At 72.8% G+C, this 24,564-nt stretch carries 23 protein-coding genes and 1 pseudogene; 8 read left to right on the top strand and 16 right to left on the bottom strand.

The window, feature by feature from the left end:
- A pseudogene (locus tag OJ997_RS23980) lies at window positions 1-1,456 on the bottom strand (hypothetical protein); the annotation flags it as partial.
- Between OJ997_RS23980 and OJ997_RS23975 the strand changes: the two are divergent.
- Window positions 1,455-3,155, top strand: a complete 1,701-nt coding sequence (locus OJ997_RS23975) for a hypothetical protein (RefSeq protein ID WP_270027784.1) — start codon at window positions 1,455-1,457, stop codon at window positions 3,153-3,155. The pseudogene OJ997_RS23980 and the gene OJ997_RS23975 sit on opposite strands and share 2 nt — an antisense overlap.
- 358 nt (window positions 3,156-3,513) lie before the next feature.
- Here OJ997_RS23975 and OJ997_RS23970 read toward each other — a convergent pair whose 3' ends face one another.
- The 6 genes from OJ997_RS23970 to OJ997_RS23945 are packed head-to-tail and all read right to left on the bottom strand — an operon-like array spanning window position 3,514 to window position 7,424.
- A complete protein-coding gene (locus OJ997_RS23970) occupies window positions 3,514-3,669 on the bottom strand; it encodes a hypothetical protein (RefSeq protein ID WP_270027783.1) in 156 nt (51 codons plus the stop codon).
- Entirely contained in the window at window positions 3,666-4,040 is a 375-nt protein-coding gene (locus OJ997_RS23965; protein ID WP_270027782.1) for a hypothetical protein, read from the bottom strand. The genes OJ997_RS23970 and OJ997_RS23965 overlap by 4 nt, the downstream gene beginning before the upstream one ends.
- Before the next feature lie 16 nt (window positions 4,041-4,056).
- Complete coding sequence (locus OJ997_RS23960; protein ID WP_121248928.1) at window positions 4,057-4,503, bottom strand: phage tail protein; 447 nt, start codon at window positions 4,501-4,503, stop codon at window positions 4,057-4,059.
- Window positions 4,504-4,537: 34 nt separating this feature from the next.
- Window positions 4,538-6,100, bottom strand: coding sequence for a phage tail sheath family protein (locus tag OJ997_RS23955; RefSeq protein WP_270027781.1), 1,563 nt, complete (start codon window positions 6,098-6,100; stop codon window positions 4,538-4,540).
- Between the two features lie 9 nt (window positions 6,101-6,109).
- On the bottom strand, window positions 6,110-6,532 hold the full coding sequence (locus OJ997_RS23950) for an ANTAR domain-containing protein (RefSeq protein WP_270027780.1): 423 nt from the start codon (window positions 6,530-6,532) through the stop codon (window positions 6,110-6,112).
- A gap of 37 nt (window positions 6,533-6,569) precedes the next feature.
- A complete protein-coding gene (locus OJ997_RS23945) occupies window positions 6,570-7,424 on the bottom strand; it encodes a Pvc16 family protein (RefSeq protein ID WP_270027779.1) in 855 nt (284 codons plus the stop codon).
- A gap of 51 nt (window positions 7,425-7,475) precedes the next feature.
- Here OJ997_RS23945 and OJ997_RS23940 point away from each other — a divergent pair, with 51 nt between their 5' ends.
- The 6 genes from OJ997_RS23940 to OJ997_RS23915 are packed head-to-tail and all read left to right on the top strand — an operon-like array spanning window position 7,476 to window position 12,929.
- Complete coding sequence (locus OJ997_RS23940) at window positions 7,476-8,888, top strand: methyltransferase domain-containing protein (RefSeq protein ID WP_270027778.1); 1,413 nt, start codon at window positions 7,476-7,478, stop codon at window positions 8,886-8,888.
- An 18-nt stretch (window positions 8,889-8,906) separates the two neighbouring features.
- Complete coding sequence (locus OJ997_RS23935; protein ID WP_270027777.1) at window positions 8,907-10,292, top strand: MBOAT family O-acyltransferase; 1,386 nt, start codon at window positions 8,907-8,909, stop codon at window positions 10,290-10,292.
- Window positions 10,293-10,314: 22 nt separating this feature from the next.
- Complete coding sequence (locus OJ997_RS23930; RefSeq protein ID WP_270027776.1) at window positions 10,315-11,307, top strand: DUF459 domain-containing protein; 993 nt, start codon at window positions 10,315-10,317, stop codon at window positions 11,305-11,307.
- Between the two features lie 10 nt (window positions 11,308-11,317).
- Entirely contained in the window at window positions 11,318-11,653 is a 336-nt protein-coding gene (locus tag OJ997_RS23925) for a hypothetical protein (RefSeq protein WP_270027775.1), read from the top strand.
- The gene (locus OJ997_RS23920; protein ID WP_270027774.1) at window positions 11,650-12,543 is read left to right on the top strand and encodes an SGNH hydrolase domain-containing protein; all 894 of its coding nucleotides are present in this window, start codon (window positions 11,650-11,652) and stop codon (window positions 12,541-12,543) included. Before OJ997_RS23925 ends, OJ997_RS23920 begins: the two co-directional genes overlap by 4 nt.
- 8 nt (window positions 12,544-12,551) lie before the next feature.
- Window positions 12,552-12,929: a hypothetical protein gene (locus OJ997_RS23915; protein ID WP_270027773.1), complete on the top strand. Its 378-nt coding sequence runs from the start codon at window positions 12,552-12,554 to the stop codon at window positions 12,927-12,929.
- A gap of 2 nt (window positions 12,930-12,931) precedes the next feature.
- Here OJ997_RS23915 and OJ997_RS23910 read toward each other — a convergent pair whose 3' ends face one another.
- From OJ997_RS23910 to OJ997_RS23880, 7 genes are all read right to left on the bottom strand, one after another.
- The gene (locus OJ997_RS23910; protein ID WP_270027772.1) at window positions 12,932-13,804 is read right to left on the bottom strand and encodes a carbohydrate ABC transporter permease; all 873 of its coding nucleotides are present in this window, start codon (window positions 13,802-13,804) and stop codon (window positions 12,932-12,934) included.
- On the bottom strand, window positions 13,801-14,748 hold the full coding sequence (locus OJ997_RS23905; RefSeq protein ID WP_372517927.1) for an ABC transporter ATP-binding protein: 948 nt from the start codon (window positions 14,746-14,748) through the stop codon (window positions 13,801-13,803). The genes OJ997_RS23910 and OJ997_RS23905 overlap by 4 nt, the downstream gene beginning before the upstream one ends.
- Window positions 14,742-15,977, bottom strand: coding sequence for an ABC transporter substrate-binding protein (locus tag OJ997_RS23900; protein WP_270027771.1), 1,236 nt, complete (start codon window positions 15,975-15,977; stop codon window positions 14,742-14,744). The genes OJ997_RS23905 and OJ997_RS23900 overlap by 7 nt, the downstream gene beginning before the upstream one ends.
- 14 nt (window positions 15,978-15,991) lie before the next feature.
- Window positions 15,992-16,744 (bottom strand): carbohydrate ABC transporter permease, encoded by a 753-nt coding sequence (locus OJ997_RS23895; protein WP_270027770.1) that lies wholly within the window; start codon window positions 16,742-16,744, stop codon window positions 15,992-15,994.
- Between the two features lie 105 nt (window positions 16,745-16,849).
- A complete protein-coding gene (locus tag OJ997_RS23890; protein WP_270027769.1) occupies window positions 16,850-17,392 on the bottom strand; it encodes an ATP-binding cassette domain-containing protein in 543 nt (180 codons plus the stop codon).
- A complete protein-coding gene (locus tag OJ997_RS23885) occupies window positions 17,389-18,768 on the bottom strand; it encodes an ABC transporter permease subunit (protein ID WP_270027768.1) in 1,380 nt (459 codons plus the stop codon). The genes OJ997_RS23890 and OJ997_RS23885 overlap by 4 nt, the downstream gene beginning before the upstream one ends.
- Window positions 18,765-19,664, bottom strand: coding sequence for an ABC transporter permease subunit (locus OJ997_RS23880; protein ID WP_270027767.1), 900 nt, complete (start codon window positions 19,662-19,664; stop codon window positions 18,765-18,767). The genes OJ997_RS23885 and OJ997_RS23880 overlap by 4 nt, the downstream gene beginning before the upstream one ends.
- Window positions 19,665-19,753: 89 nt before the next feature.
- Between OJ997_RS23880 and OJ997_RS23875 the strand changes: the two genes are divergently transcribed.
- Window positions 19,754-20,980, top strand: coding sequence for an ABC transporter substrate-binding protein (locus tag OJ997_RS23875; RefSeq protein ID WP_270027766.1), 1,227 nt, complete (start codon window positions 19,754-19,756; stop codon window positions 20,978-20,980).
- A 40-nt stretch (window positions 20,981-21,020) separates the two neighbouring features.
- Here the strand turns inward: OJ997_RS23875 and OJ997_RS23870 are convergent, their stop codons facing one another.
- A complete protein-coding gene (locus OJ997_RS23870; protein WP_270027765.1) occupies window positions 21,021-24,050 on the bottom strand; it encodes a WD40/YVTN/BNR-like repeat-containing protein in 3,030 nt (1,009 codons plus the stop codon).
- Window positions 24,043-24,540, bottom strand: coding sequence for an RNA polymerase sigma factor (locus tag OJ997_RS23865; RefSeq protein ID WP_270027764.1), 498 nt, complete (start codon window positions 24,538-24,540; stop codon window positions 24,043-24,045). Before OJ997_RS23865 ends, OJ997_RS23870 begins: the two co-directional genes overlap by 8 nt.
- Between the last annotated feature and the right edge of the window lie 24 nt (window positions 24,541-24,564).

Below are 24,564 nucleotides of genomic sequence, written 5' to 3'. Positions count from 1 at the left end.
CCCCGGACGGCATCGAAGCGGGCGCGGGCGGAGCCGCCGCGGCCGCGGCACGGGCCAGCGACGGCGCGAGCGGAGCCGCGAGCGTCGGGCCGGAGTCCACGTCGGCCGAGGGCGCAGTGGACGGGGCGTCGGCCGCGGCTGTGTCGGCCGCTCGCGCGAGGCTGGGGCCGGGCGACGCCGCGCCGCTCGTCGTTGCGGCCGTGTCGGCCGTGCGGGCGAGGCTGGGTGCGGCGGACGATGCCGTCGCTGGGGCGGCGGCCCGAGCCAGGCTGGGCGCGGCGGACGATGTCGTCGCCGGGGCGGCGGTCCGGGCGATGCTGGGCGCGGCGGACGATGCCGCACCGCGGGCTGCGTCGGCGGTCCGGGCGAGGCTGGGCGCGGCGGATGAGGCCGTGCCGCGGGCTGCGTCGGCGGTCCGGGCGAGGCTGGGCGCGGCGGGTGAGGCCGTTGCCGGGGCGGCGGTCCGGGCCAGGCTCGGCGCGGCGGGTGAGGCCGTGCTGCCGGCCGGAGCGGATGTGTCGGTCGAGGCCGTGCGCGCGAGGCTGGGCGCCGCGTCGGCGGAGCGCGTCGCCTCGTCGGCGTCATCGGACTGCGCGGCGCGCGACAGGCTCGGCCCGTCCGCGGGGAGATCGTTCCCCGCGGCGTCTTCGCCGTCGGCCTGTGCCGAGCGCGCCAACGTCGAATCGGCGGCCATGGCCTCGCCGGCGGCGGACGCGGAGCGAGCCAGGGTCGGCTCCGTCGCGCCAGGGTCGGTCGAGCGCGCAAGGGTCGGGCCACCGCCGGCAGGCGCCGACGACGTGTCGGCCGAGCGTGCGAGCGCCGGGCCGGCGGCCGCGGGCGTACCGGCCGTCCGAGCGAGCGTCGGGCCACCGGCCGCGGGAGCCGCGGCCGTCCGAGCGAGCGTCGGCCCACCGGCCGCGGGTGCCGGCGCCGTGCCTGTGCCGGCGGCGGCGGTGCTGCTGGCCGTCCGCGCGAGTGTCGGGCCGCTGGCCGCGGGTGCCGACGTGGTGCCTGTGCCGGCGGCGTTGCCACCGGCCGAGCGTGCGAGGGCCGGGCCGTTGCCTGCGGCTGCCGAGCTGGCGGCGGGGGTGCTGGCCGACCGCGCGAGCGTCGGGCCACCGGCCGCGGGTGCGGACGTGTCGGCGGTGCGTGCGAGCGTCGGCTCGCTGGCCGCGGGCGTGTCCCCGTCGGGCGTGTCCTCCGTGCGCGCGAGCGTCGGCCCGCTGGCCGCGGGCTCGGCGGGCGTGTCCTCGGTGCGCGCGAGGGTCGGGTTCTCGTCCTGCGGCTCGGTGCCGGACACGGCGTCGATGAAGCGGCGGAAGATCCCGCGGCGCGGCGCCTCCTCGGGCGCGTCGTCGGCGACGACGGGCGCGGCGGCCGGCTCCGGCTCGGCGACTGGCGCGGGTGCCGGCTCGACCGGACGCAGCGGAGCCTCCGCGACGCGCGCGACCTTCATGACCGGTCGCGCCGGCGCCTCGACGGGTTCCGCGGCCTTGCGAGCGAGCTTCACAGGCCCGGCCGGCGCCGCGCTCGGCAGCGACGGGGCGTCGTCGGCGGGCGTGCGCGCCACCGAGGCGGGGCCCGACGAGGTCGTGGAGGGCGCGTCGGTGCCCGTGCGCGCGCTGGAGACCGGGGCCGACGAAGTCGGCGCGGCGGGTGCCGGGCTGGGCGAGGCGGACGTGTCGTCGGCGGCGGTGCGCGCGACCGAGGCCGGGGCCGACGAAGTCGGCGCGGCGGGCGTGTCGTCGGCGGCCGTGCGCGCGACGGAGGCCGGGCCTGACGAGGTCGCCGCGGCGGGTGTCGGGCTGGACGCGTCGTCGGCGGTGCGCGCGATCGAGGCCGCGGCCGACGAGGTCGGCGCGGCGGGCGTGTCGTCGGCGGCCGTGCGCGCGGCGGAGGCCGGGCCTGACGAGGTCGGCGCGGCGGGTGTCGGGCTGGACGCGTCGTCGGCGGGCGTGCGCGCGATCGAGGCCGGGCCTGACGAAGTCGGTGTGGAAGACGTGTCGCCGGCGGCCGTGCGCGCGACGGAGGCCGGAGACGACGAAGTCGACGTGGCAGGTGCCGGGCTCGACGAGGCGGACGTGTCGGCGACGGCGCTGCGCGCGATCGAAGCCGGGCCCGACGAGGTCGGCGTGGAGGGCGTTTCGTCGGCGGCCGTGCGCGCGACCGAGGCCGGGCCCGACGAGGTCGGCGTGGAGGGCGTTTCGTCGGCGGCCGTGCGCGCCACCGAGGCGGGACCTGACGAGGTCGGCGCGGCGGGTGCCGGGCTGGGCGACGAGGTGGGCGCCGACGACGTGGGCGCGGCGGGCGTCGACGGGTTGTCGTCGGCGGGGGTGCGCGCGATCGAGGCCGGGGCCGACGAGGTCGGCGCCGCGCTGGGCGTGTCGGCGGGGGTGCGCGCGATCGAGGAGGACGACGGCGCGTCCTCGTTCGGAGTGCGCGCGACGGAGGCCGGCGAAGGCGTCGGCGCGTCCTCGCCCGGGGTGGGCGCGACCGGAGCCGAGCTCGACGGCGCGGCGTCGGCGGGCGTCCGCGCGATCGAGGCCGGGCCGGAGGAGGTGGGCGCCGACGACGACGGCGAGGCGGAGCTCGACGAGGCCGGGGGCGCGTCGGCCGGTGTGCGCGCGAGCGACGGCGACGACGGGGCGGAGCTGGACGGCGACGACGGCGCGGCGGAGCTCGACGAGGCTGCGGGCGAAGACGGCGTGTCGGCGGGCGTGCGCGCGAGCGACGAGGACGGGGTGGAGCTCGACGCGGCCGACGGCGCGGCGGAGCCCGACGAGGCTGAAGACGACGGCGTGTCGGCCGGCGTGCGTGCGAGCGACGCCGGGCCTGACGACGCGGGCGCGTCGGACGCCGACGGCTCGATCGGCTTGCGGGAGAGGCGCTTGAGGCTCGCGCCTGAGTCGCCTTCTTCGGAGTCGCCCATGCCGAGCTCCTCGGAGGAGATCGGGCCGGCGGCGGCGCCTTCGACGATGCGGGCGCCGCGGGAGCGCTCCAGGCCGCCACGGGCGAGGAAGCGCGCGAGGCGCTGCTCCTTCGTGGGCTCCTGCATCTTCTCGGCGATGTTCATCGGCACGAGGCCGTCCTGGGCGGCGCTCTGGTCGCCGAAGAGCCAGTTGGCGGCGAAGTCGCTGATGCCGGCCTTCGCGTAGTCGGGGCCACCCGCGGGCGGCGCGGCGGGAGCGGCCGGAGCAGCAGGGGCGGCGGGCGCCGGGGCAGCTTCGCGCGCGACTTCCGCGACGGGCGCGGGCGCGGCAGCGACGGGCGGCGCCGGGGGCGCGGGCGGGGCAGGAGGCGCCGGCGGCGCCGGGGCCTCATAAGACGAAGCCGGCTCGGGATGACGCGCGAGCCGGGTGGAGGCGTCGAGGTGCTTCGGCGCGCGCGCGTCGATCACGTCACGCGCGAGGGCCCGACCGCCGTGGCGGCCGGCGCTGTGGCGGGCAACCACGCGCAACCCCATCTTCACGGGTGGGCGCTTCTGGGGCGGGGTGTCGTCGGCCATCTATCTGTTCATCCCTCGTACGGATATGCGAGCGCGTCCGCTTCGCGCAGGAACTTGCGCCGGTCGGCGTGTTCCAGGTCCAAGATCGTGTCGAGCGGCCAGTGGAAGTGATACGCGAGCCGGGCCGTCTCCTCCAGCAGTTCAGGAGGGGACGGCCTCGTCATTCCCCCAGGCGCCCGTCCTCTATCTCCGTCAGGTCCACTTCGAACTGGTTGGAGCAGGCCGGACAGGCCACCACCCCCACCGCCTCGCCGTCGGAGTTGATCCGCTCGTAGAGGCGCTGGAGGTGGTCGAAGTCGGCCGCGAACAAGCTCTCGATCAGCTCGGGGGTGATCTCGGTGAACTCCCCGACCCGGGTGACGGTGCGAGCCAGCAGCAGCACGGTGAGGTACGCCTCGTTCTGGCGGACCTCCACCGAGCGCAGCGGCTCGATCTCGTCGCGGGCCGTCGCCAAGCGCATGGTGCCCTCGCGGTGCACACCACCGGCGCTGTCGACAAGCCCCCGCGGGAGCGTGAACGCGTATTCCGACTTCACAGGCGCAGGTCCAGCCTTACTTGATCTCGAAGCCCTCGTGGCAGAGCGTGATGCCCTCGACGGCGACCTCGTTGGAGTCCGCCTTCAGGCCCACGCCCGTGTACTTCTTCGGCCACGCGTTGATGATGGAGTACGTGACCACGGGGTTCAGCTCGTAGTCCATCATCGTGATGGTGCAGTCCTTGCGGGCTTCCTTGAGCTTGCCGTCGACGATCAGCTTGCGCCAGTTCCACAGCGTCTTGTCCTGATCGACGCCGCGCTTGAGCTCGATGTCGCCCCACTTGGTGTTGCCCATCGCCTTGATCACGTCGGTGCGCCCGTTGGGCAGCGACCGCTTGATCTCGGTGACCTCGGACTCCGAGTCGAAGCCCGTGGCCTCCTTGAAGAACCCAGCCGCCTCGGCGCCCCCGATGGACAGGGTGAACCAAATCGGAACGTGTGCTTCCTTATCGTTGGCCGGCATCCCGGTCGATCCTTTCTCTCAGTTCCCGAACTGACTAGCTGATGGAGGAGCCTTCGCCGCCGCTGAACTGCGACAGGCGGAAGACCACGAACTCGGCGGGCTTGACCGGCGCGATGCCGATCTCACAGATGACCTGCCCGGCCTCGATGACCTCGGGCGGGTTGGTCTCGGAGTCACACTTGACGTAGAACGCCTGGCCCGGCGTGGAGCCGAACAGGGCGCCGTCGTTCCACACGCGCGTGAGGAAGTTCTCCGCCGCGATGCGCAGCTGAATCCACAGCTTCTCATCGTTGGGCTCGAACACGCTCCACTGCGTGCCCTCCATGATCGACTCGCTCACGAAGTTGAAGAGCCGGCGGACGTTGATGTAGCGCCACTCGGGGTCGCTCGACAGGGTGCGGGCGCCCCAGACGCGGATGCCGCGGCCCGGGAAGGCGCGGATGCAGTTGATGCCGACCTTGTTCAGGCCGCCCTGCTCGGCGTGCGTGACCTGGAAGCCCAGGCCGTTCGCGCCCAGCGCGACCTCGTTGGCCGGAGCCTTGTGGACGCCGCGGGTGCCGTCCACGCGGCACCACAGGCCGGCCATGTGGCCGGACGGCGGAACCATGATCGGCTTGTTGGTCAGCGGATCCTGGACCTCGATCCACGGGTAGTACAGCGCCGCGAACTTCGAGTCGTAGCCGGCGGTGTTCAGGCGCCACTCGAGCACGTCCTGCGGGAGCAGGTCCGGCGGGGTGTCGAGGATCGCCATGCGGTCGCCCGAGCCCTCGGCGTGGGCGATCATCTTGCCCTGGAGGTCACGGAACGCCGTGTCGTCGCCGTCATCCCCGAGGAGGTTGACGATGTCCGGCGCGACGATCATCGTGATCTCGTCGACGGCGGCGAGGCCGCCGAGGCCCTTGCGCCGGGCGACGTCGCCGGCGAAGTGGCTGCCCTCGACCTTGCCCGGGTCGATCGACGGCGTGGAGAGCTTGAACACGCCGGTGGCCGGCGTGCGCTGCGCGTCCGGCAGGGCGGCGCCGGTCTCCTCGATCTTGATCAGCTTGGACTGCGCGTTGACCTTGGTGGCCAGGTTCGTGCGGCCCTTCTTGGTCGACAGTCCCGTGAACTCCTCGTTCTCGGAGCCCTGCGTGACCTTGACCGTGTAGGTCTTGTCGGCGCCTTCACCGGCGGTGGGCTCCTCGGAGACCTCGACGGTGACCTCTTCCTTGCCGGCGTTCAGCGCGACGGCGGCGAACGCCTCGACGGACGCGTCGGTCGCGGCGGGCAGCGCGGCACGCGGCGTCGCCGCGCGGCCGTTGGAGCTGCCGTCGTCACCGACACGCACGATCCAGCAGGTCGTGCCGCCGTTCTGGAAGAAGCCGTAGACGCTGTGCGCCAGGTAGGCGCCATCCATGAACGGGCCGTTGTCGGGCTCGTTCGGGTCGCCGTAGATCTTCGCGAACTGAGTCCAGTTCGAGATCCGCATCGGCGTGTTCACAGGGCCGCCCGGGGCCAGCCCGACGAACGCGGCGACGGACGTGCTCACGCCCTCGATCGGCTTGTTCGCGGACGGGACTTCCTCGACGTAAACGCCGGGAGTCAGGTACGTGGGCATGTCACTCCTTCACTCGTGGACGTGCTGGCCGCTCAGTTCGCTTCGCAGTCGCTCGACAATCGGGACGGCGACGAGGCGAGATGTATTCCAGACCGGCTCGAGAACCTCCATGAGGTCCTCTTCGCGGGCCCAGAGCACGACGGTGGTTTCCGGAGACGCGCCGCGCACGAGCTGTGCCAGCTCATGCGAGGACCCGTTGTCCAGATCGAGCACCACGATGTCGGGGCGCAGACGATGCGCGGCCCCGATGATGGCGCTGGGCCGGTCCTCATGACCGACCACTTCACAGCCCTCCTCGATCAGGACGCGATTCATGCCCATTCGCATGATCGGTCCCAAGTTTCCGAGCAGGACGCGGGGGCCGGGCTCAATCGCCATGGCCACACCTTGCTGCGGATCGATCGGGAAGGCCAGAGGCTGACAGGCAGCCATTTGGGCAATCCGTGCCGGAGAGCGTGTTCATCAATGTTCAGGCGATGACTAGATCGGCGCCAGGGCCGGGGACTTGGAGCAGTCCGTCGGCCTCGCGGCCGTCGGCGCTGCGGGCCAGTACCCGGTGCAGGCCCGGCGGCAAACGGTCGAAGCGAAAGGTCCCCTGCGGCGTCGAAGAGGCCCACGCGCCCAGGTCGGGCAAGGTGACCCAGACGTCGGACACCGGGTTGCCCTTTTCGTCCTGGACCCGCCCCGTGGAGCGGTGCATCTCGAGCACCGTGCGCGGCGAGTCGGTCAGCTGCGTGCGGATGGTCTGCGTACGGACCTCCGGGCCACGCTCGCGGCGGGCGCCGGACTCGACGGCCAGCCGCACCACGTAGTCGAGTGACACCTTGTACTGGCCGCCGACCGCGCTCCAGAAGTCCGACTTCTCGCCCTTGCCCTGCCCGATCCGGCCCTTGATGGGCCACGGCTGCGAGCCGTTCATGAGGCGCCCGTTCAGGCGCTCCTCGGGCAGCTGCGGGTAGGCGAACAGGATCGCGAGGACTTGGCTGAGGAGGCGGTGCTCGTCCTCGACGGCCTGCGTCCACGCCGTCACCGCGTACGAGCACTCCATGACCATCGGCGGGCGGACCTCCACCCGGCGGCCGTTGCTGGAGCTCTTGGTCGGCGTCCACTCGCTGGCGCGGAGGTTCTCGGCCTCGCGCAGGTCGTAGAGGAACAGGTTCACGGTCGGCTTGGAGAGCTGCCCGGACCAGTCGCGTGACGGGGCGTCGAACTCGATGTCGATGCCTTCGAAGCCGTGCCGCTCGAGCTCTTCCTTCAGCAGGTCCCGGAGCGTCTCGTCCAGGTCCGCCAGCATCGTGTTGAGCGGCACGTTGATCGTCAGCACGGCAGGCACCCTACCTGCGGCGGGCCCAACGGTGTGAAGATTGCCCGCCTGATGCCCGAGACCATCTACGACGAGGTACGTTACTCCAACTTCCCGTATGCGCAGACCCATCCCGATCGTCTGGCGACGGTCGCGATGCTGCACGGGATCGAGCCACCGGACCCGTTCTCCGCGCGGGTGCTGGAGATCGGCTGTGGCGCTGGAGGGAACATGCTCGCCATGGCCGCGGCCACGCCGGGCCTGAAGGCGGTGGGCGTGGACCTCGCCGCGACCCCGATCGCCGAGGCGCAACAAGCCGTGCAGGAGATCGGCCTGACCAACGCCGAGTTCCACCAGGCGGACGTCCGTGACCTGACGACCGGGGCGCTGGGGCAGTTCGACTACGTGATCGCCCACGGCGTCTACGGCTGGATGCCCGAGGAGGCCGACGACGCGCTGCTCGCGACGATCAAGGCCTCGCTGACGCCCGCCGGGATCGCGTACGTGTCGTTCAACGCGCAGCCCGGCGGCTACTTCCGGCGCATGCTGCGCGACGCCGGCCTGTGGCACGCCCGCAAGGAGGAGACGCTGCTGGCGAAGGCCGAGAAGGCGCAGGAGCTCTACATCTTCCTCAAGGAGCACCGGATCAGCGACGCCGACACCTACGGCGCGCTGCTCGGCCGCGAGGTCCCGGTGCTCGCCGACGCGCCGAGCTACCGGCTCGTCCACGACGACCTGGGGGACTCGTGGACGCCGCGCTGGTTCGGGGAGTTCGCCGAGCACGCCGCCGGCCACGGGCTCGGGTACGTGGGCGAGGCGGACCTGTTCAGCCTGCGCTCGGAGATGCTCCCGGACGGGGTCGAGCCGCAGGTGTGGAACCTCGCCGACGGCGACCGGGTCGCGTTCGAGCACCTGAGCGACGTGCTGACGGCACGCCACTTCCGTCAGAGCGTGATCTGCCACGCGGGGCGCGACGCCTCCGCCGACGCCTCGCCCGTGCAGGCGCAGCGGCTGCACTGGGCGGTGCGTCCGAACGCCGAGCCGTTCGAGGTCGGGCTGACCGCGGACGCGTTCCGGGTGCTCGACGCGCGGCGCCCGCGGGCGGTGAGCTTCGAGGCGCTGCGCGAGGAGCTGGGGGCGGAGCCGATGGCGCTGGCCGAGGCGCTGCTCGACGGCTTCCGGCGTGAGCGGCTGATGCCGCACGCCGGGCCGCTGCGCGCGGCGGAGGAGCCGGGGGAGCGGCCGACCGCGTCGAGGTTGGCGCGCTGGCAGGCGGCGCGCGGCGCCGACATGGTCTCGCTCGCCTACATGCGGGTGCGGATGGAGGAGCCGGCGGCGCGAGTGCTGATCACCCTGCTCGACGGCACGCGCGACCGTGCGGCGATCCAGGCCGACCTGAAGGCCGCGGTGGGCTTCGAGATCGGGCTCGAGGACCTTGAGCGCAACCTCGTCGAGCTGGCGCGTTTGTTCTTGCTCGAACCCTGATTCGTACCCTGCTCCCGCTTGCTCTTCCCGACCGTCCAGTTCGCGCTGTTCTTCCCGGTCGTCCTCGTTCTCTCGTGGGCGCTGATGAAGCGACAGGCGCTGTGGAAGCCGTTCATCATCGTCGCGAGCTACGTCTTCTACGGCTACGCGGACTGGCGGTTCTGCGTCCTGCTGGGCGCGATCACGGTCGGGAACCAGGCGGCGGCGGTGCTGATCGCACGTACCGAGGGCGAGCGGGCGCGGTCGTGGATCCTGGGCGTGGCGGTGGCGCTCGACCTGCTCGTGCTGGGCGTCTTCAAGTACTACGCGTTCTTCGTCGACAGCTGGGATCGCGCGCTCGGGCCGTTCTCGTTGCCGCTGCCGCTGCTGACGATCGCGCTGCCGGTCGGCGTGTCGTTCTTCACGTTCCAGGCGATCTCGTACGTGGTCGACGTCAAGCGCCGGCTGGTGGAGCCGGCGTCGACCGTCGACGTCGCGATCTACCTGAGCTTCTTCCCGCACCTGGTGGCCGGCCCGATCGTCCGGGCGCGCGAGTTCCTCCCGCAGCTCCAGCAGCCGCCGGACCCGCGCAAGGTCGCCGTGGGCAGCGGGTTGGCGCTGATCGCGCTCGGCCTGATCAAGAAGCTCGCGATCGCCGACACGCTCGCGCGGGAAGTGGTGGACCCGGTGTTCGCGGTGCCCGACGCGTACGCCGCGCCGGACCTGTGGCTCGCCGCCTACGGCTACACCGCCCAGATCTACTGCGACTTCTCCGGCTACACGGACATGGCGATCGGGCTCGCGCTGTTGATGGGCTACGTGTTCCCGCAGAACTTCCGCTCGCCCTACCGCGCGACCGGCTTCAGCGACTTCTGGCGCCGCTGGCACATGACGCTGAGTCGCTTCCTGCGCGACTTCCTCTACATCCCGCTCGGCGGCAACCGCAAGGGCAAGTGGAAGACCTACCGGAACCTGATGCTCACGATGGTCCTCGGTGGGCTCTGGCACGGCGCCGCGTGGCCGTTCGTGCTGTGGGGCTTTTTCCACGGCGCGTGCCTGTGCATCGAGCACGCGTGGCGCGGGCGGGTGAAGATCCCGGCGTGGGTGCGCTGGGCTGTGACCTTCCATCTCGTGGTCTTCGGCTGGATCCTGTTCCGCTCGCCGAACCTGGACATCTTCGGCGACTTCCTGGAGCGTATGGTCGAGCCCGGGCCTGCCACGCTGTTCACGGTGCCGGTCGCGCTGATGATCGCGGCCGTGATCGGGCTGCAGCTCGTGCCCGAGCGGACGGTCGAGCGGGTGCAGGTGCGCATCGAGCGCACGAACCCGGTGTTGTTGGGCGCGGGGCTCGCGGTGGTCATCGCGCTGGTCGCCGCGACCGTGTCCAGCCAAGGCGTCGCCCCCTTCATCTACTTCCGCTTCTAGAGCCTTGCCTGACGACTCCCTCATGAACCGCTTCGACCGCAACGGGCTGACCCGGTTCCGGGCGCGCGACGGCGTGCTCGCGCTGCTCGTCTGCGCCGCGCTGCTGGTGGTCTTCAAGGGCGACGGGCTGCGCAACCAGGGCGAGCGGATGGACCCGGGCTGGGACCGCGACGTCGTGCTGTTCTTCGGCAACCCCGCGGGGGAGATCGCGGACGCGCTGCCGTTCGCGGACGCCGCCGACGACGCGCTCGCGTTCCTCTCGCCGGACGAGAAGCTCGAGAGCGGCGGCGGGTTCGAGAACGTCGCCGCGCAGGCCGGGGGCGAGCTGCCGCCGGTCACCAAGGACGCGTTCGAGCCGGCGACGATCGGCGCCGCGCCGCCCCAGAAGGAGCGCCTGCGCACGCTGCTCGTGACGGGCGACTCGATGGCGCAGCCGCTGGACGCGAAGCTCGCGACCGCGCTGAGCGACAAGGGCGTGAAGGTCGAGCGCGACGTGCGGCTCGGCACCGGCATCTCCAAGTCGTTCCTGCTCGACTGGGGCGAGCTGTCCACGCAGCAGGTCAAGCGCCGCACGCCGGACGCGGTCGTCGTGTTCATCGGCGCCAACGAGGGCTTCCCGATCGAGACGGGCGCGGGCCAGGAGGTCGAGTGCTGCTCGGCCGAGTGGGCGGCGCTGTACGCCAACCGCGCGCGCCGGATGGCCGACACCTACCGCCAGGCGGGGAACGCCCGCGTGTACTGGATCACGATCCCGACGGCCCGCGACGCCGACCGCGCCAAGATCAACCGCGTCGTCAACGCGGCGGTCAAGGTCGCGGCGCAGCCGTGGGCGAGCCAGGTCCGGATCCTCGACACCGTGCCGATGTTCGCGCCCCGCGGCTACGAGGACGCGATCACGATCGACGGGCGACGCCGCATCGTTCGCAATGCTGATGGGATCCACCTCAATGACGAGGGTGCCGGTCTGCTTGCGGAGACGGTCCTGGCGCGCCTCGGGCAGGATTTCACCTACTGAAGGGCCACCAATGAAACGTCTCGCCGGTCTTGTCGCAGCACTCGCCCTCCTCGTGGCCCTGCCCGCGTCCGCGCAGGCCGCCACCTGCACGCCGCCGAAGTACCCGGGGTCGGGCTACTTCACCTCGCTCAAGGCCACCAAGGTCAGCTGCGGTGAAGCGAGCAAGGTCGCGCTGGCCTTCCACAAGTGCCGCACCAAGAAGGGCGTCAGCGGCCGCTGCGTCTCCAAGGTCCGCAAGTACGCCTGCAACGAGAAGCGCACGACGATCTCCACCGAGATCAACGGTCGCGTGACCTGCAAGTACGGCAGCCGCAAGGTCGAGTTGACGTACCAGCAGAACACGTGATCGCGGCCCTCGCGGTCGCCCTGAGCCTCTTCGGAGGCACGCCGTGCACCGGCGCCGCCGCGCGGGACACCGAGCAGCGCTGCGTCAACGCGTCCAAGTCGGTCGAGCCGACGCCCGACGAGGCCGCGCTCACGCCCAACGTCGCGTGCGTGCGCGGCGCGGTCGCGGGCCTCGCCGACGCGTGCGCCTACGGCGCGCAGAACCCCGTCGCGACCGTCGCCCTGCTCGGCGACTCGCACGCCGCGCACTGGCGGGCGGGGCTCGAGGTGGTCGCGAAGGCCAAGCGCTGGCGCGTGCTCGAGTTCGCCCGCCCGCACTGCCCGTTCTCCTACGCCGTCCCCGCCCCGAGCCAGGCGGGCGCGGACGAGTGCGTGGCCTACAACCAGCACGTGCTCACCTGGCTGGCGGAGAACCCGCAGGTCGCCACCGTCTTCGTCTCCAACAACGCGCGGCTGGAGATGGCCGAGCGCGGCAAGCTCTACCGCGTCCAGGGCGACATGGCCGCGTTCGCCTGGCTGCCGCCCTCGGTCAAGCGGATCTTCGTGCTTCGCGACACACCCACGAACCTGCTCGCGACGCCCGACTGCATCCGCGGCGCGATCCGGCGCAAGCTCGAGGCGGGCGCACGCTGCGCGGTGCCGCGCAAGCGCGCGCTGGTGAGCGACCCGACCGTCACCGCCGCCGCGCGATCCCCGCGTGCCCGGGTGATCGACCTCACGCCGTTCTTCTGCTCCTCGAAGGAGTGCTTCCCGGTCGTCGGCGGCGTGCTCGTCCACAAGGACCAGGACCACCTCACGCAGGACTTCTCGGCCTCGCTCGGGCCGTACATCACCCGGGCGATCGATCGCTCCGCCGATGCGGCCATACTGGCCCCATCCGCGGCCGGCTGACATCCCTCGTGGCGGCGGTCGCGCTCGTCGGCTGCGGTGGCGAGCGGTCGCGTGCGTGCTCGCCCGCGATCCAGGGCGAGGCCGAGCGCCGGCCGCCGGCGGCGTTGGCGCTGCCCACGGGGGCGCGCGTCTACCTGTCGGAAGGGCCGTTCGGTCGGACGGAGCGCTTCTACGCCGTGATCGACGGCGGGGAGGCCGAGCTCGAAGCCAAGCGTGACGTGGCCGCCGAGGCGCTCGTGCGTGGCGGCTACACGCTGCTCCGCGAGGACGCCGAGCCCCCGGTCGAAGCCGAGGCGCACCTCGAGGGTGCCGACGGCCGGCTGGTCAGCGTGCAGGTCGCCTCCCTGTGCGACGGGAAGCTGCGCCTGCGGTACACGGTCTCCTGACGCTATCGCGTGACGCCGAGCCGCCAGCGCCGGACGAGCCCGAACTGCGCGAGCGCCAGGGCCAGGCAGCCGAGGAACCCGAGCAGCATCATCGCGCTGGCGTATCCGTAGCGGAGCAGCTCGAAGCCCATGTCGAACGAGTAGATCGGTAGGAACAGGGTGGCGCGGTCCGGCCCGCCGTCCGTCAGCAGGTAGGTCGCGGTGAACGTCGCCTGAAGGCTGACCGCCACGTCGCGCACGGCCAGCAGGGTGAGCACGGGCGCCATCAGCGGCAGCGTCACCGTCCGCAGCACGAACCACGGCCGGGCGCCCTCGAGCCGCGCGACCGCGTACAGCTCCCGGGGCAGCTCCTGCCGGGCGGCGAGCGCGACGATGAAGGCCTCGCCGACGGTGAAGGCGAGCATCAACACGATCGCGAAGAACGCGGCGGTCCCGTTCGAGAACCACGAGACGGGGGCGATCCCGAGGAGACCCAGGAGCCAGTTGACCGGCCCGTAGACCGGGTTGAGCAGGAACAACCAGACCATCGCCCACGCGGCGTCCGGGATGACGCTCGGCAGGAACGCGAAGGTGCGGCCGGCGTGCACGCCACGCGCCCGCGCGTGCAGCATCAGGGCGAGCGTGGTGGCGACCGCGAGTCGCAGCGGCACGGCGATCACCACGAACAGCGCCGACCGCCACAGCACGCCCGGGACGATCGGGTCGTCGAACGCCAGCTCCTCGAAGTTCGCCGTCCCGACGAAGCGTGACGGCGTCAGCAGGTCGGCGTCGGTCAACGCCAAGGCGATCGAGTACGCCGCGGGCACGACGAACAGCAGCAGCGCCCCCACTACGTAGGGCGCGAGCATCAGGCCGAGCTGGCGGCGTTCGCTCACGGGTCGAACCGGCGGACGCGACCGGGCACGACGGTGACGGAGATGCGCGTACCGCGCTCGGGCACGTCCTCGTCCGCGGGGGCGCGCACGACGACCTCCGTGTCGCCGAGGTGCAGGTGCCAGTAGCGCTCGGCGCCCACCCGCTCGGCGAAGGCGAACGTGTACGCCCCGTCCGCGTCCACCGCGCAGCTCGCGTGCTCGGCGCGGAAGGCCTCGCCGGACGGCAGGATGTTCATCGGGGGCGTGCCGATGAAGCGCGCCACCCACGCGTTGGCCGGCCGCTCCCACACCTCGTCCGGCGTGCCGACCTGCTCCACCCGTCCGTCGCGCATGACCGCCACGCGATGCCCGAGCGCCAGCGCCTCGACCTGGTCGTGCGTGACGTGCAACGCGGTCACGGCGGTCTGCTTCTGCACGCGCCGGATCTCGTTGCGCGTGGACACCCGCAGCTGGGCGTCCAGGTTCGAGAGCGGCTCGTCCAGCAGCAGGACCCGTGGGCGCGCCGCCAGCGCCCGCGCCAGCGCCACCCGCTGGCGCTCGCCGCCCGACAGCTCTCCCGGCCGGCGCGTCAGCAGCTCGGTGAGCCCGAGCGCGGCCGCCGTCTCGCGGACGCGCTCGGCGATCAGCTCGCCCGGCGCCGAGCGCGCCCGCAACCCGAACGCGATGTTGCGCCGCACGTCCAAGTGCGGGAACAGGGCGAAGGACTGGAAGACCATGGCGACGCCGCGCCGGGACGGCTCGACGCGCGCCTGGTCGGCGCCGTCGATCAGCACCCGGCCGGCATCGGCCGGCTCGAGGCCGGCGATCACGCGCAGCAACGTCGACTTCCCCGATCCGGAGGCGCCGAGCACCGTCATCAGCTCACCCGGCGCCACCGTCAACGACAGCGATCGCAGTGCCTCGACCGCGCCGTACCGGCGCGAAACCTCCTCGACGCTCAGAATTGCCCGTCAGTCTCCTTCGCCAGCCGGTCCAGCGCCTCGTCGAGCTCGATGCGGCCGTAGTACAGCTCGCCCAGGATGTCGTCCGTGCGTCCTTCGACCTCGCTCCAGTTCGCCGTCACCGGCAGCTGATGCATCTGGGAGAGCGCGTCGACGAACACCTTCGAGTTCGCGGGCGGCTCGCTCGGGTCCAGGAACGCCGGCGATTCCGCCACCGCCTTCAACGACGGGACGCTGCGCCCCGACGCGGCGAGCACCTGCTGACCCGCTTTGCCCAGGGCGTACTCGACCCACAGCCACGCGGCGTCCGCGTGCTCGCCCTTGGCGATGCAGAAGCCGTCCGAGTGCAGCACCGAAGCCGGCTCGACGTCGGTCGGGAACGGCGCGACGTCCCATTCGAAGCCGGTGATCGTGCGCAGCATCGGCACGTCCCGGCGCGAGGAGAGGAACATGCCCAGCGACCCCTCCAGGAAGCGCTCGTCGATCGCCTTCGAGTCGGCTTCGTCGGCCGTCGGCGACCAGCCGTTGGCCCGCAACGCCACCACGTGCTCGAGCCCGCGGCGCCCCTCGGGCGTGTCGAACAGGAACTTGGTCGGGTTCACCGGGTCGTCGACGAGCTCACCGCCCGCGGCCCACACCCACGGCGCCGCCCGGATCGTGCTCAGGTCGATCCCCACGCCGTAGGTCTCGCCGGTGGTCAGCTTGTCCGCAGCCGTCGTGAACTGCTCGTACGTCCACGAGTCGCCCGGCTCGGCCACACCGGCCCGCTCGAAGAGGTCCTTGTTGTAGTAGACCGCCAGCGAGGACGCGTTCTGCGGGACGCACTGCAGCTCGCCCTGGTACTCGAACGCCGCCATCGGGATCGGGTAGAAGTCCTCGCGCGCGAAGGCGTTCGACTTGTCCAGGCGCGGACCCGCGGGCTCGACCACCCCCTTGTCGGCGAAGCCGCCCAGATAGCGGTAGTTCAACAGGAACACCTCGGGCGCCTGGCCGGCCGAGAAGCCCGTCGTGAGCTTGGCCAGGTGGACATCGCGCTCAGGGACCTCGTCGATCTTGACCGTCCGCCCCGTGTCGCGCTTGTAGGACTCCGCCAGGTCCTTGTAGACCCGGGTCTCCTCCGGGTCGCCGGTCACCTGGAACGTGATCTCCGGCACAGCCTCGGCCGTCGCCGTGCCCCGCGCCGCCGCCGGCTCGTCCTCGCCGCCGCAGCCGCTCAGGCCGAGCGCCACCATGACCCCCGCGCATATCAGCGCCTTGGCACCCATCCCGCCCTCCTTGTGTCGTCGAGAACCGCTCGCTGCGCAACCGCGAACGCGAGCACGGGCGGCACCGTCGCCACCACCGCGCCCGCCAGCACCACCGGCGCGTCCGTCGGGCCGAGCTGGCGCAGGCTGCTCAGGCCGATCGGCAACGTCGCCTTCGCCGTGTCGAAGAGATACAGCAGCGGCTCGATGAAGTTCCCCCAGTGCGCGACGAACGCGAGCGCGGCCACCGCCATCGCGGTCCGCCGCGTGAGGGGGAGCACCACCTGCCACCACACGCGGATCGGGCCGAGGCCCGCCAGCCGCGCGGCGTCGATCAGGTCGCGCGAGAGGCCACGCGCGCTCCAGTAGCACAGCAGCACGAGCAGCGGCGACGTCCCGACGAGCGCCGGCGCGATCAGCGGCACATAGGTGTCGAGCGCGCCCAGCGTCCGGAAGACCGCGAACCGTGGCACCCACAGCGCCGACGCCGGGATCGTCAGGCACACGAGCGTGAAGGTGACGGCGAGCCCGTGCCACGGTCGCCCGAGCCGGGTGATCGCGAAGCCGGTCAGCGACGCGCAGACGACCGTGAGCGGCACGGCGATGGCCACGATCGTCAACGAGTTCAGCAGCTGCTGTCCGAGCGGCACCAGCTCGAACGCCCGCGCGAACGCGTCGAGCGACGGCTGGACCGAGAGCAGCTCGAACCCGACGGGCGGCGGCGCGCCGGGCGGGTGCAGCGCGCCCAGCACCATGACCGCGAGGGGTACCGACAGCAGCGCGACGATCAGCGCCGCGCCGGCAGACCGGCTCCTCGTTCCCCATGACCACACCCCTCGATGCCCTCGGCGCGAACTATTTCACGCACGTCTCACCTTTGCCACATCGACGTAGGCGGAGTCGAGCCGATCGTCCGCGAGGGCCTGCTCGCGCGGCGCGTCGAGCACGATGCGGTCGCCCTCGACCAGGACGATCCGGTCGGCGGCCGCGCTCGCCAGGGCCAGGCGCTCCTCGGCGATCAGCACCGTGAGCCCGCGCAGCGCCCGCGCGACGGCCTCGACCGCGGGCGGCGCCAGCCCGGCCGACGGGTCCTCGAGCACGAGCAGCGCGGGCGCGCCCATCAGCGCCCGGGCGATCACCAGCAGCTGCTGCTCGCCGCCCGACAGGGTGCCGGCGCGCTGCGCGCGACGCTCCTGCAGGCGCGGGAAGCGGGCGTAGATCCCTCCGAAGTCCTTGCGCGCGCGGTAGGCGCCGACCGCGAGGTTCTCCTCGACGGTCAGCGACGCGAACACGCGCCGGCCCGGCGGCACGTAGCCGACGCCGTAGAAGCGCCGCGCGACCCGGGCGGGCGCGCCGTCGTGCCCGACGACGGCGACGACGGAGCCGGACGCGACCTCGATCATGCGTACACCCGGGCCAAGGCGTCGACGCCGGCCGCACGCCCGTCCTCGAGCACGGTGATCTGGTCGGCCAGCACGGTCATCCAGCGCAGGTCGTGCTCGACGATCAGCACGGCGCGTCCGCTCGCCGCGAGCTGCCGCAGGGCGCCGGCGAGCCGGTGCCGCTCCTCCGCCGACATCCCGACCGCGGGCTCGTCGAAGGCCAGGTTGGGCGCGCCGGTGGCGGCGGCTCGGGCCACGGCCAGCAGGCGCCGCTCCCCCGTGCCGAGGTCCGTCGCCTCGGCCGGCACGCCGACGAGCCGCAGGTAGGTCCACACGCGCTCGTCGTGCCCGGGCGCGCGCAGGGCGAGCAGGACCTGGCGGTAGGGGGTGAGCGACGGAAAGCCCGCGTCGCGCTGGAAGGTCCGGGCGACCGGGAGCGCGTCGATCGTGGTCGACTTGCCGCTGCCGTTGGGCCCGAGCAGCGCGTGGATCTCGCCCGCGGCGACCGTCAGGTCGAACCCGCGGAGGATCTCGCGGCCGCCGCGCGTCACGTGCAGATCGCGGACCTCGAGCCCGCCGCGTGCCGGTTCCAAGGGCGGTGTCTCCGCGGGCACGACGTCGTCGGGCCGCAGGCCGAGCGGGCGCCGGGCGAGCACCGCGGCCAGCAGGATCAGCGGGGTGATCAGATCCGGGGCCCGGTGGAGCGCGACGATCGCGACCAGCCCGAGCAGCGGGTGACGCGTCGCGGCGAGCGCGGCGGCGAGCAGCTCGAGCGCGAGCAGCGGCGACGCGTCCGTGGGCGCCGCCACGCCCAGCAGGATCGCGATGCCCGCACCGGCGGCCGCTCCGGTCGCGCCGGCGAGCGCGAGCAGCAGCGCCTTGCGGGCGGCGATCGGGACGCGCAGCTCACGCGCGAGCTCGGGGTCCTCGCGCAGGGCGACCGCGTCGCTCCCGATCGCGTTCGCGCGCAGCCGGTGGACGACGAGGGCGGCGAGGCCGCACAGCACGACCGCGGCGACGAGGTGCACGCCCGGGGTGAGCTCGAGCGTGGTCCCGAACGGCGTCTGGACGGTGTCGAAGGCGGGCCGGACCAGCCCGTCGGTGGGGAAGCACAGCGGCGCCAACCAGGCCAGCGCCCACGTCGACAGCGCCGCGAACGCGGGTTCGGCGCGTGCGATCAGCAGGCCGGTCAGCGCGCCCGCCACGGCGCCGAGCGCGGTCGCGGCCAGCAGGGCACCGCCGATCGGCAGCCCGGCCTGCTCGAGCCGCAGCGCCCCGAAGCCGCCGACGGCCACGAACGCGCTCTGGGCGAGCACCGGGACGCCGGCCAGGCCGACGGCCGCGAGCAGGCCGAGCACCGCGGCGAACAGGTACAGCTCGTGAGCGAGGTCGGTCACGCCGGGGCCAGGCCTCCACGAGGCCGCGTGGCGGCGAGCACGGCCAGCAGCGCGAGGATCGCGATGTCCGCCCAGCGCGCGCCGAGCCCCGGCCAGGCGAGGATCAGCCCTTCCGCGGCGCCGAGCACCAGCCCACCGGCGAGCACGAGCGGCAGCGACGCCAACCGGAACAGCAGCGCCGCGGTGATCGCCTTCAACCCGAGTAGGACGCCGTCGCCGACGCCGATCGGCGCCGCCGGGGCGATCAGCACGCCGGCGAGGCCGGCCAGCGCGCCCGCGAGCGCGAACGCGGCCAGGACGACGCGCTCGGTCGGGACCCCGAGCAGCGCCGCCGCGCCCGCGTCGTCGGCGACGGCGCGCATGACGGCGCCCGCGCCGGTGAGCGCGAGCAGCCGCTCCACGAGCACGCCGGCGGCCAGGCCGATCGCGAGCACCTCGAGCGCGCGCACGGGCACGGTCACGCCGTCGCCGAGGCCGAGGACGCCGGGCGTGCCCAGCGGGTCGGGCAGCGCGTAGGCCTCCTGGATGAACGCGACCCCGAGCAGCTCGCGCACCGCGAGACCGGCCGCGAGGGCCCCGGCCACCCAGGCCAGCGCATGGGCCCGCAGCGGGCGGACGGCGACGACGTAGACGGCGACCGACAGCAGCGCTCCCGCGACGAGCGCCACGAGCACCAGCGCCACGGCCTTGCCGGCGCCGAGCGGCGTGGCGATCGGCGTGGCGCCGAGCAGCGCCAGCACCCCGATCAGCACGCCGCCGGTGACCACGTCCCCGTGGGCGAACGCGAGTGTGCCGGTGAGCCGGTGGACGAGCGCGAAGCCGAGGGCGATCAAGCCGTAGGCGGCACCTGTGGCGAGCCCGGTCACGAGCGCTTGGATCGCGACGGCCCCGCTCACGTCGGCAGACCGTATACCGGATGCGCCGCCGGCCCTCGCGCACTGTGGCCGCCTGGGGGTCCGCCGCGTTCGTCATGATGCCTGCCCGCATGGGCCGGTTCTCGCTCGTCATCCCGCTGCTCGCCCTTGCGCTCGCGTCGGGCTGCGGCCAGGACGGCGCCGCCGTGCCGATCGTGGTCAGCGCACCCATCTCGACCGAGCCGTGGATCGCCGCGTCGATCGAGAAGGGGGCTCGCCTCGCCGTCGAGGAGATCAACGACGAGGGCGGCCTCGTGGTCGGCCTCGAGGGCCGGCGCCACCCGCTCGAGCTGGTGGTCCTCGACAACGCCTCCAGCCCGGCGCAGGCCCTGGCCAACGCGCGTGAGGCGGTGTCGCGCGGAGCGGCGACGCTGATCACCGACGGCACGGGCGCCACCGCGATCGCCGATGTCACCGACCGCGCGCGGCTGACGACGTTCATCGTCTTCGAGGGCGGCGCCGGCCTGATCGACGCGGCCCGCCACCCGAGCGTGTTCCGCCTCGCTCCGGCGGACGCGATCATGACGCGCCGCCTGGCCGACTACATCGCCAACGCCGGCCCGAAGGTGGCGTTGCTGACGGACGACTCCAGCTACGGCGAGCAGGGCCGCGCCGCGCTCAAGGAGGCGCTGGCGATCGACCAGGTCGAGGTGGTGTCCGACCAGGTGATCCCGCGCCGCGCCACCGGCCTGGCACCGCAGATCCTGCAGGCGCGTCGCGCCGGCGCCGACCGCGTGGTCGTCTGGGCCAGGGCCGCCAACGTCGCGACCGTGCTCGAGGACGTCGCCACCGCGGGTTGGGACGTCCCCGTCCTCTCGGGCCAGACGGGTGAGGACCCGCTGATCCGCCAGCGCCTCGCCGCGCATCCCGAGCGGCTCGCGCGCCTGCGCTTCGTCTCCTCGCGCATCACCGCCGAGGTGGGGCCGAAGCCCTTCAACGCGTTCCGCGAGCGCTACGAGTCGCTGCTCGGTGCCGACAAGGTCGGCGTCCAGCAGGACGGCCGCGACGTCATCCAGCCTCCGGACTGGGCGATGTACCCCTACGACGCGATCAAGCTCGTCCAGGAAGCCGCGGGGCAGTCCACGGGGCTCGGCGCGCCGCTGCTGGAGACGATCAACGACGGCGCGAAGATCATCGGCGCCAACGGCGACCAGCGTGGCTACAACGCGGACTACCACGAGGGCGTCTCGCCGACCGACATGTACCTCGCGCGCTTCGAGGGCTTCGTGTTCGTGCCGGTCTCGGACGACCCGCTCTCCGGCGCGCTGCCCCGGGTGGAGCAGCTCGCCGGCAAGTGAGCGGGCGGGAGCTCCGTCGGCGACGGAGCTCCCGCGTGCGCTAGGGGTTGGTCGTCGACAGCGTGAACGTCAGCGTCTTCGAGTAGCGGCCGGTGCGCAACGGCTGCGATGCACCGATGTGCTGGCGGAACCCGATCGTCACCTCGTCGTTGGAGACGGGCGCGGTCCACGTGGACTTGCTGAACGACACCTGCAGCGGCTCGGGCAGCGAGAACGCGCCGTTGGCCAGGCAGCAGGGGTCGGAGACGCTCAGCGTCGCGTCACCGGCCGTGCTCACGACGTTCGCGGTCGTGGACGCCGTGTACTCCCGGTCGACGCCCGGGACGAACGCCGCGAACGTGGCCGGCCCGCGCAGCTCGAGCGCGAGCGTGGCCGGCACCGAGCCGCCCACGCCACCGCCGTCGGTCGCGTCCGTGCTCAGGTTGAGCTTGAGCAGCGAGCGCCCGAAGGTCGCCGCGTAGAGCGCCTTGTCGTCGTGGGAGAGCTTGAGGTCGAGCACCGGCACCTCCGGCATCCCGACGCTGATCTCGTACCAGTGCGCGTCGCCGTCCTTGCGGTCGAAGACGCCGACGTCGGTGGCCGCGAAGAGCACGTCGTTGCGCGCGTCGTACTCGAGCATCTGGACGGGGCCGTTGGGCAGGTTGCCCGAGATGTTCTGCCATGAGTCGCCGCCGTCGCGTGTCTCGTAGACGTTGGCGGCGTCGATGCCTTGGCGGAAGCCGCTGAAGGCGATGTACGCGTGGTCCGGGCTCTCCGGATCGACGACGATCTTGTTCACCCAACGCTCCGGCAGACCCTGCATGCGCTGCCAGGTCGCGCCCGCGTCCTCGGTCTTCCACACGAGGCCCGTGTCCGTGCCCGCGTAGATCACCTGCGCGTAGGGGACGGGCGTTGCCGACTTCGCGGGCGCCAGGGACGTCACGGCGCCGTAGAGGTTGGTGTAGAGCCCGATGTCGACCTCGGACGCCGGGATCGGCCCGGGCAGCGCGGCCGTCGGGTCGGTCGAGTCGGCGGGCGTCTCGTCGATCGGGCTGATCGGGTTCATCGTGGTGCCGCGGTTGAGCGAGCGCCCGATGTAGTTGCCGCCGACGTAGACCGCGTTGGGCGGCTGGGTGCCGTCCGCCGCGAGCGGCGGGACGTTCGGGTCGATCTCCAGCGGCGCGTCGGTCGTGTAGCGCTGCCCCGGCACGCGCGTGGTGGTGTTGGGGAAGGTGACCTGGCCGACGGTGAACGTCGTCGTCGCGGTCGCCGAGTCACGGCGGCCCGTGCACGAGTGCGTGCCGCCGCCCGATGACTGCGAGCACGTGTAGTAGACGCGGTCGTCGGTCGGGTCGATCGCGTTGTAGTGGCCGTCGCCACCGCCGGCGGCGTTCCAGGTGCGCAGCTCCGGGTCGGCGGGGACGGGGTCGGTCGCCGTGAACGTCCGGACGCTGCCGTTGTCCTGCAGGCCCTGGATCAGCCGCTGGGGCCGCTGCTTGGAGACCGCGAGGTGGTAGGCCTGGTTCCACGGCTGGTTGCTCGCCGGCACCCACGACGCCGACGTCAGGCCGCTCGTCTCGGAGCGGTACATGCCGCCGTCGTTGCCGAGGAAGACGCGGTTGGGCGTGGCCGGATCGCCGTCGAGCGTCGACGGGTCCCACGCCATCCCGTGCTGGTCGGCGTGCGGGCCGTTGTGCGCGGACCAGGTCTGGCCGCCGTTGGTCGACGTCCGCAGCGCGACGTCGGCGTTGAAGATGTGGTTCTCGTCGTCCGGGTCCACCCAGAGGCGGCCGAACCACCACTGGAAGCCGCCGTTGGCCTGGTAGGCGCGGCCCGCGGTGAACGGGCACTCGGTGGTCCCGCCCGTGGTGCACCACGAGTTGCCGCCGTCGTTGGAGTAGTAGAAGCCCTTGTCGGGGCCGTAGGGCGAGCCGAACGCGACGTACACGCGGTCCGGGTTGCTGGGGGCGACGGCGATGCCGATGCGGCCGAGGGACGCGTCGGCGCGCAGGCCGGTCTGCGTCTGGTCGTAGGCCGGCAGGGCCTGGCCCGCCGCCATCGTCTCCAGGCGCTTCCACGTGTCGCCACCGTCGTCGGAGCGGAACAGGCCCGAGCCGATGCCGCCGTAGGTGCGGGTGCCGTTCGTGCGCTTGTGGTCCCACAGCACGCCGTAGACGATCTGCGGGTTGTCCGGGTTGATGGCGACGTCGACCGCGCCGGTGGTCGAGGTCGTCGGCGCGAGGACGAGCTCCCAGCTCTTGCCGCCGTCGGTCGTGCGGTAGAGGCCGCGCTGGCCGGAGCTGCGGGCGATGTGGCCCGTGGCCGCGATGAAGACGCGGTTCGAGTTCTTGGGATCGACCGCGATGCGTCCGACGGACTCGCTCTCGCGCAGGCCCACGTTGGTCCACGTGCCGCCGTTGTCGGTCGACTTGTAGACGCCGTCGCCGAAGAAGGTCAGGCCGCCACCGGGCGGGTTCGCCTCACCCGTGCCGGCCCACAACGTCCCGTCGGGCGCCTGGTCGAACGCCCCCATGCTCTGGACGTAGGAATCGGGCCAGATCGACTTCCAGCTCGTCCCGCCGTCGGTCGTCTTCCAGATGCCGCCGCCCGAGACCGCGGCGAACGCCGAGTTGGGCGTGAAGCGGTCCGCGACCACGTCGGTCACGCGCCCGCCGATGTTGTACGGCCCGAGCTGCTGCCAGCCGACGGTGCTCGCGGCGGGCGCGATCGCCGCCGCCTGCGCCTTCATCTGGTCCACCTGCGCGCGCGTGACCGGCGCGTTGGAGCTGAGCTTGAGGTCCTGCATCTCGTCGGGCGTAACGCCGGCCAGCTGCTCGAGCGCCTCGTTCTCGGGCGCGATCGCGATCAGGTCGGTCGGCGCGGACGGCGGGCGCTCGGCCACCGAGCCGGTCAGCGCCAGCGTCACGATCGCCGCGAGCAGCGCGACGCCGCCGACGGCGCCCGCGATGGTCTGCCGCGGGGAGCGGCGCGCCCGCAGCCGCGCCTGGCCCAGTCCGCCGAACCGCCGCCGTCGTTGCGCTTGGCGCGCCCGCTTGAGCTGATCGCCGTAGCGATCCCGAAAATCACTCATGCCCGTCCCTCATCATCGTGCGCACGTTGGCTATGGCGCGGCTCACGCGCTTGCGCGCGACCGCCTCCGAGCAGCGCAGACGCAGCGCCAGCTCGGCGTAGGACTCCTCATCGACGGCACGGCCGCGCAGCGCCTCGTACTCGCTCGCCGACAGCGCTTCCCTGACCGTCTCGGCCAGGTCGGCGGCCTCGGCGACCTCCTCGATCCGCTGGATGTCGACGTCGTCGAGCACGAGCGGGTCCAGGCGCAGCCTGCGCCGGGCGGACTGCTCCACCTGCCCCCGGCGCGCGCTGTCGATCAGCAGGTTGCGAGCGATCGAGAACAGCCAGCTGGCAGGGTCATCCGGCGGGCGGGTGCGGAAGTGCACCAGCGCGCGCGCGAACGTCTCCGCCATCAGGTCGGCTGCGACCTCCGGCTCTCCCACTCGCCGCGCGAAGTAGCCGAGCACCGGGTCGCGGTAGCGCAGATACATGCGGTCGAACGGGTCCATCTACAAGGGGAGACGAGCGAATCG

The organism is Solirubrobacter phytolaccae (genome assembly GCF_027587195.1).
In the GTDB taxonomy this organism is placed as follows: domain Bacteria; phylum Actinomycetota; class Thermoleophilia; order Solirubrobacterales; family Solirubrobacteraceae; genus Solirubrobacter; species Solirubrobacter phytolaccae.
The sequence above is the reverse complement of the archived record's forward strand: the minus strand, read 5'-3'. Positions and strand labels throughout refer to the sequence as shown.

Excerpts from the sequence above, each read along its gene's own strand:
- OJ997_RS23955 (WP_270027781.1), bottom strand. The coding sequence starts at position 6,100 with ATGCCCACGTACCTGACTCCCGGCGTTTACGTCGAGGAAGTCCCGTCC.
- OJ997_RS23865 (WP_270027764.1), bottom strand. The coding sequence starts at position 24,540 with ATGGACCCGTTCGACCGCATGTATCTGCGCTACCGCGACCCGGTGCTC.
- OJ997_RS23975 (WP_270027784.1), top strand. The coding sequence starts at position 1,455 with ATGACCGGTCGCGCCGGCGCCTCGACGGGTTCCGCGGCCTTGCGAGCG.
- OJ997_RS23925 (WP_270027775.1), top strand. The coding sequence starts at position 11,318 with ATGAAACGTCTCGCCGGTCTTGTCGCAGCACTCGCCCTCCTCGTGGCC.
- OJ997_RS23940 (WP_270027778.1), top strand. The coding sequence starts at position 7,476 with ATGCCCGAGACCATCTACGACGAGGTACGTTACTCCAACTTCCCGTAT.
- OJ997_RS23875 (WP_270027766.1), top strand. The coding sequence starts at position 19,754 with ATGGGCCGGTTCTCGCTCGTCATCCCGCTGCTCGCCCTTGCGCTCGCG.
- OJ997_RS23950 (WP_270027780.1), bottom strand. The coding sequence starts at position 6,532 with ATGGCTGCCTGTCAGCCTCTGGCCTTCCCGATCGATCCGCAGCAAGGT.
- OJ997_RS23870 (WP_270027765.1), bottom strand. The coding sequence starts at position 24,050 with ATGAGTGATTTTCGGGATCGCTACGGCGATCAGCTCAAGCGGGCGCGC.
- OJ997_RS23970 (WP_270027783.1), bottom strand. The coding sequence starts at position 3,669 with ATGACGAGGCCGTCCCCTCCTGAACTGCTGGAGGAGACGGCCCGGCTC.
- OJ997_RS23930 (WP_270027776.1), top strand. The coding sequence starts at position 10,315 with ATGAACCGCTTCGACCGCAACGGGCTGACCCGGTTCCGGGCGCGCGAC.
- OJ997_RS23960 (WP_121248928.1), bottom strand. The coding sequence starts at position 4,503 with ATGCCGGCCAACGATAAGGAAGCACACGTTCCGATTTGGTTCACCCTG.
- OJ997_RS23890 (WP_270027769.1), bottom strand. The coding sequence starts at position 17,392 with ATGATCGAGGTCGCGTCCGGCTCCGTCGTCGCCGTCGTCGGGCACGAC.
- OJ997_RS23900 (WP_270027771.1), bottom strand. The coding sequence starts at position 15,977 with ATGGTGGCGCTCGGCCTGAGCGGCTGCGGCGGCGAGGACGAGCCGGCG.
- OJ997_RS23895 (WP_270027770.1), bottom strand. The coding sequence starts at position 16,744 with ATGGTGCTGGGCGCGCTGCACCCGCCCGGCGCGCCGCCGCCCGTCGGG.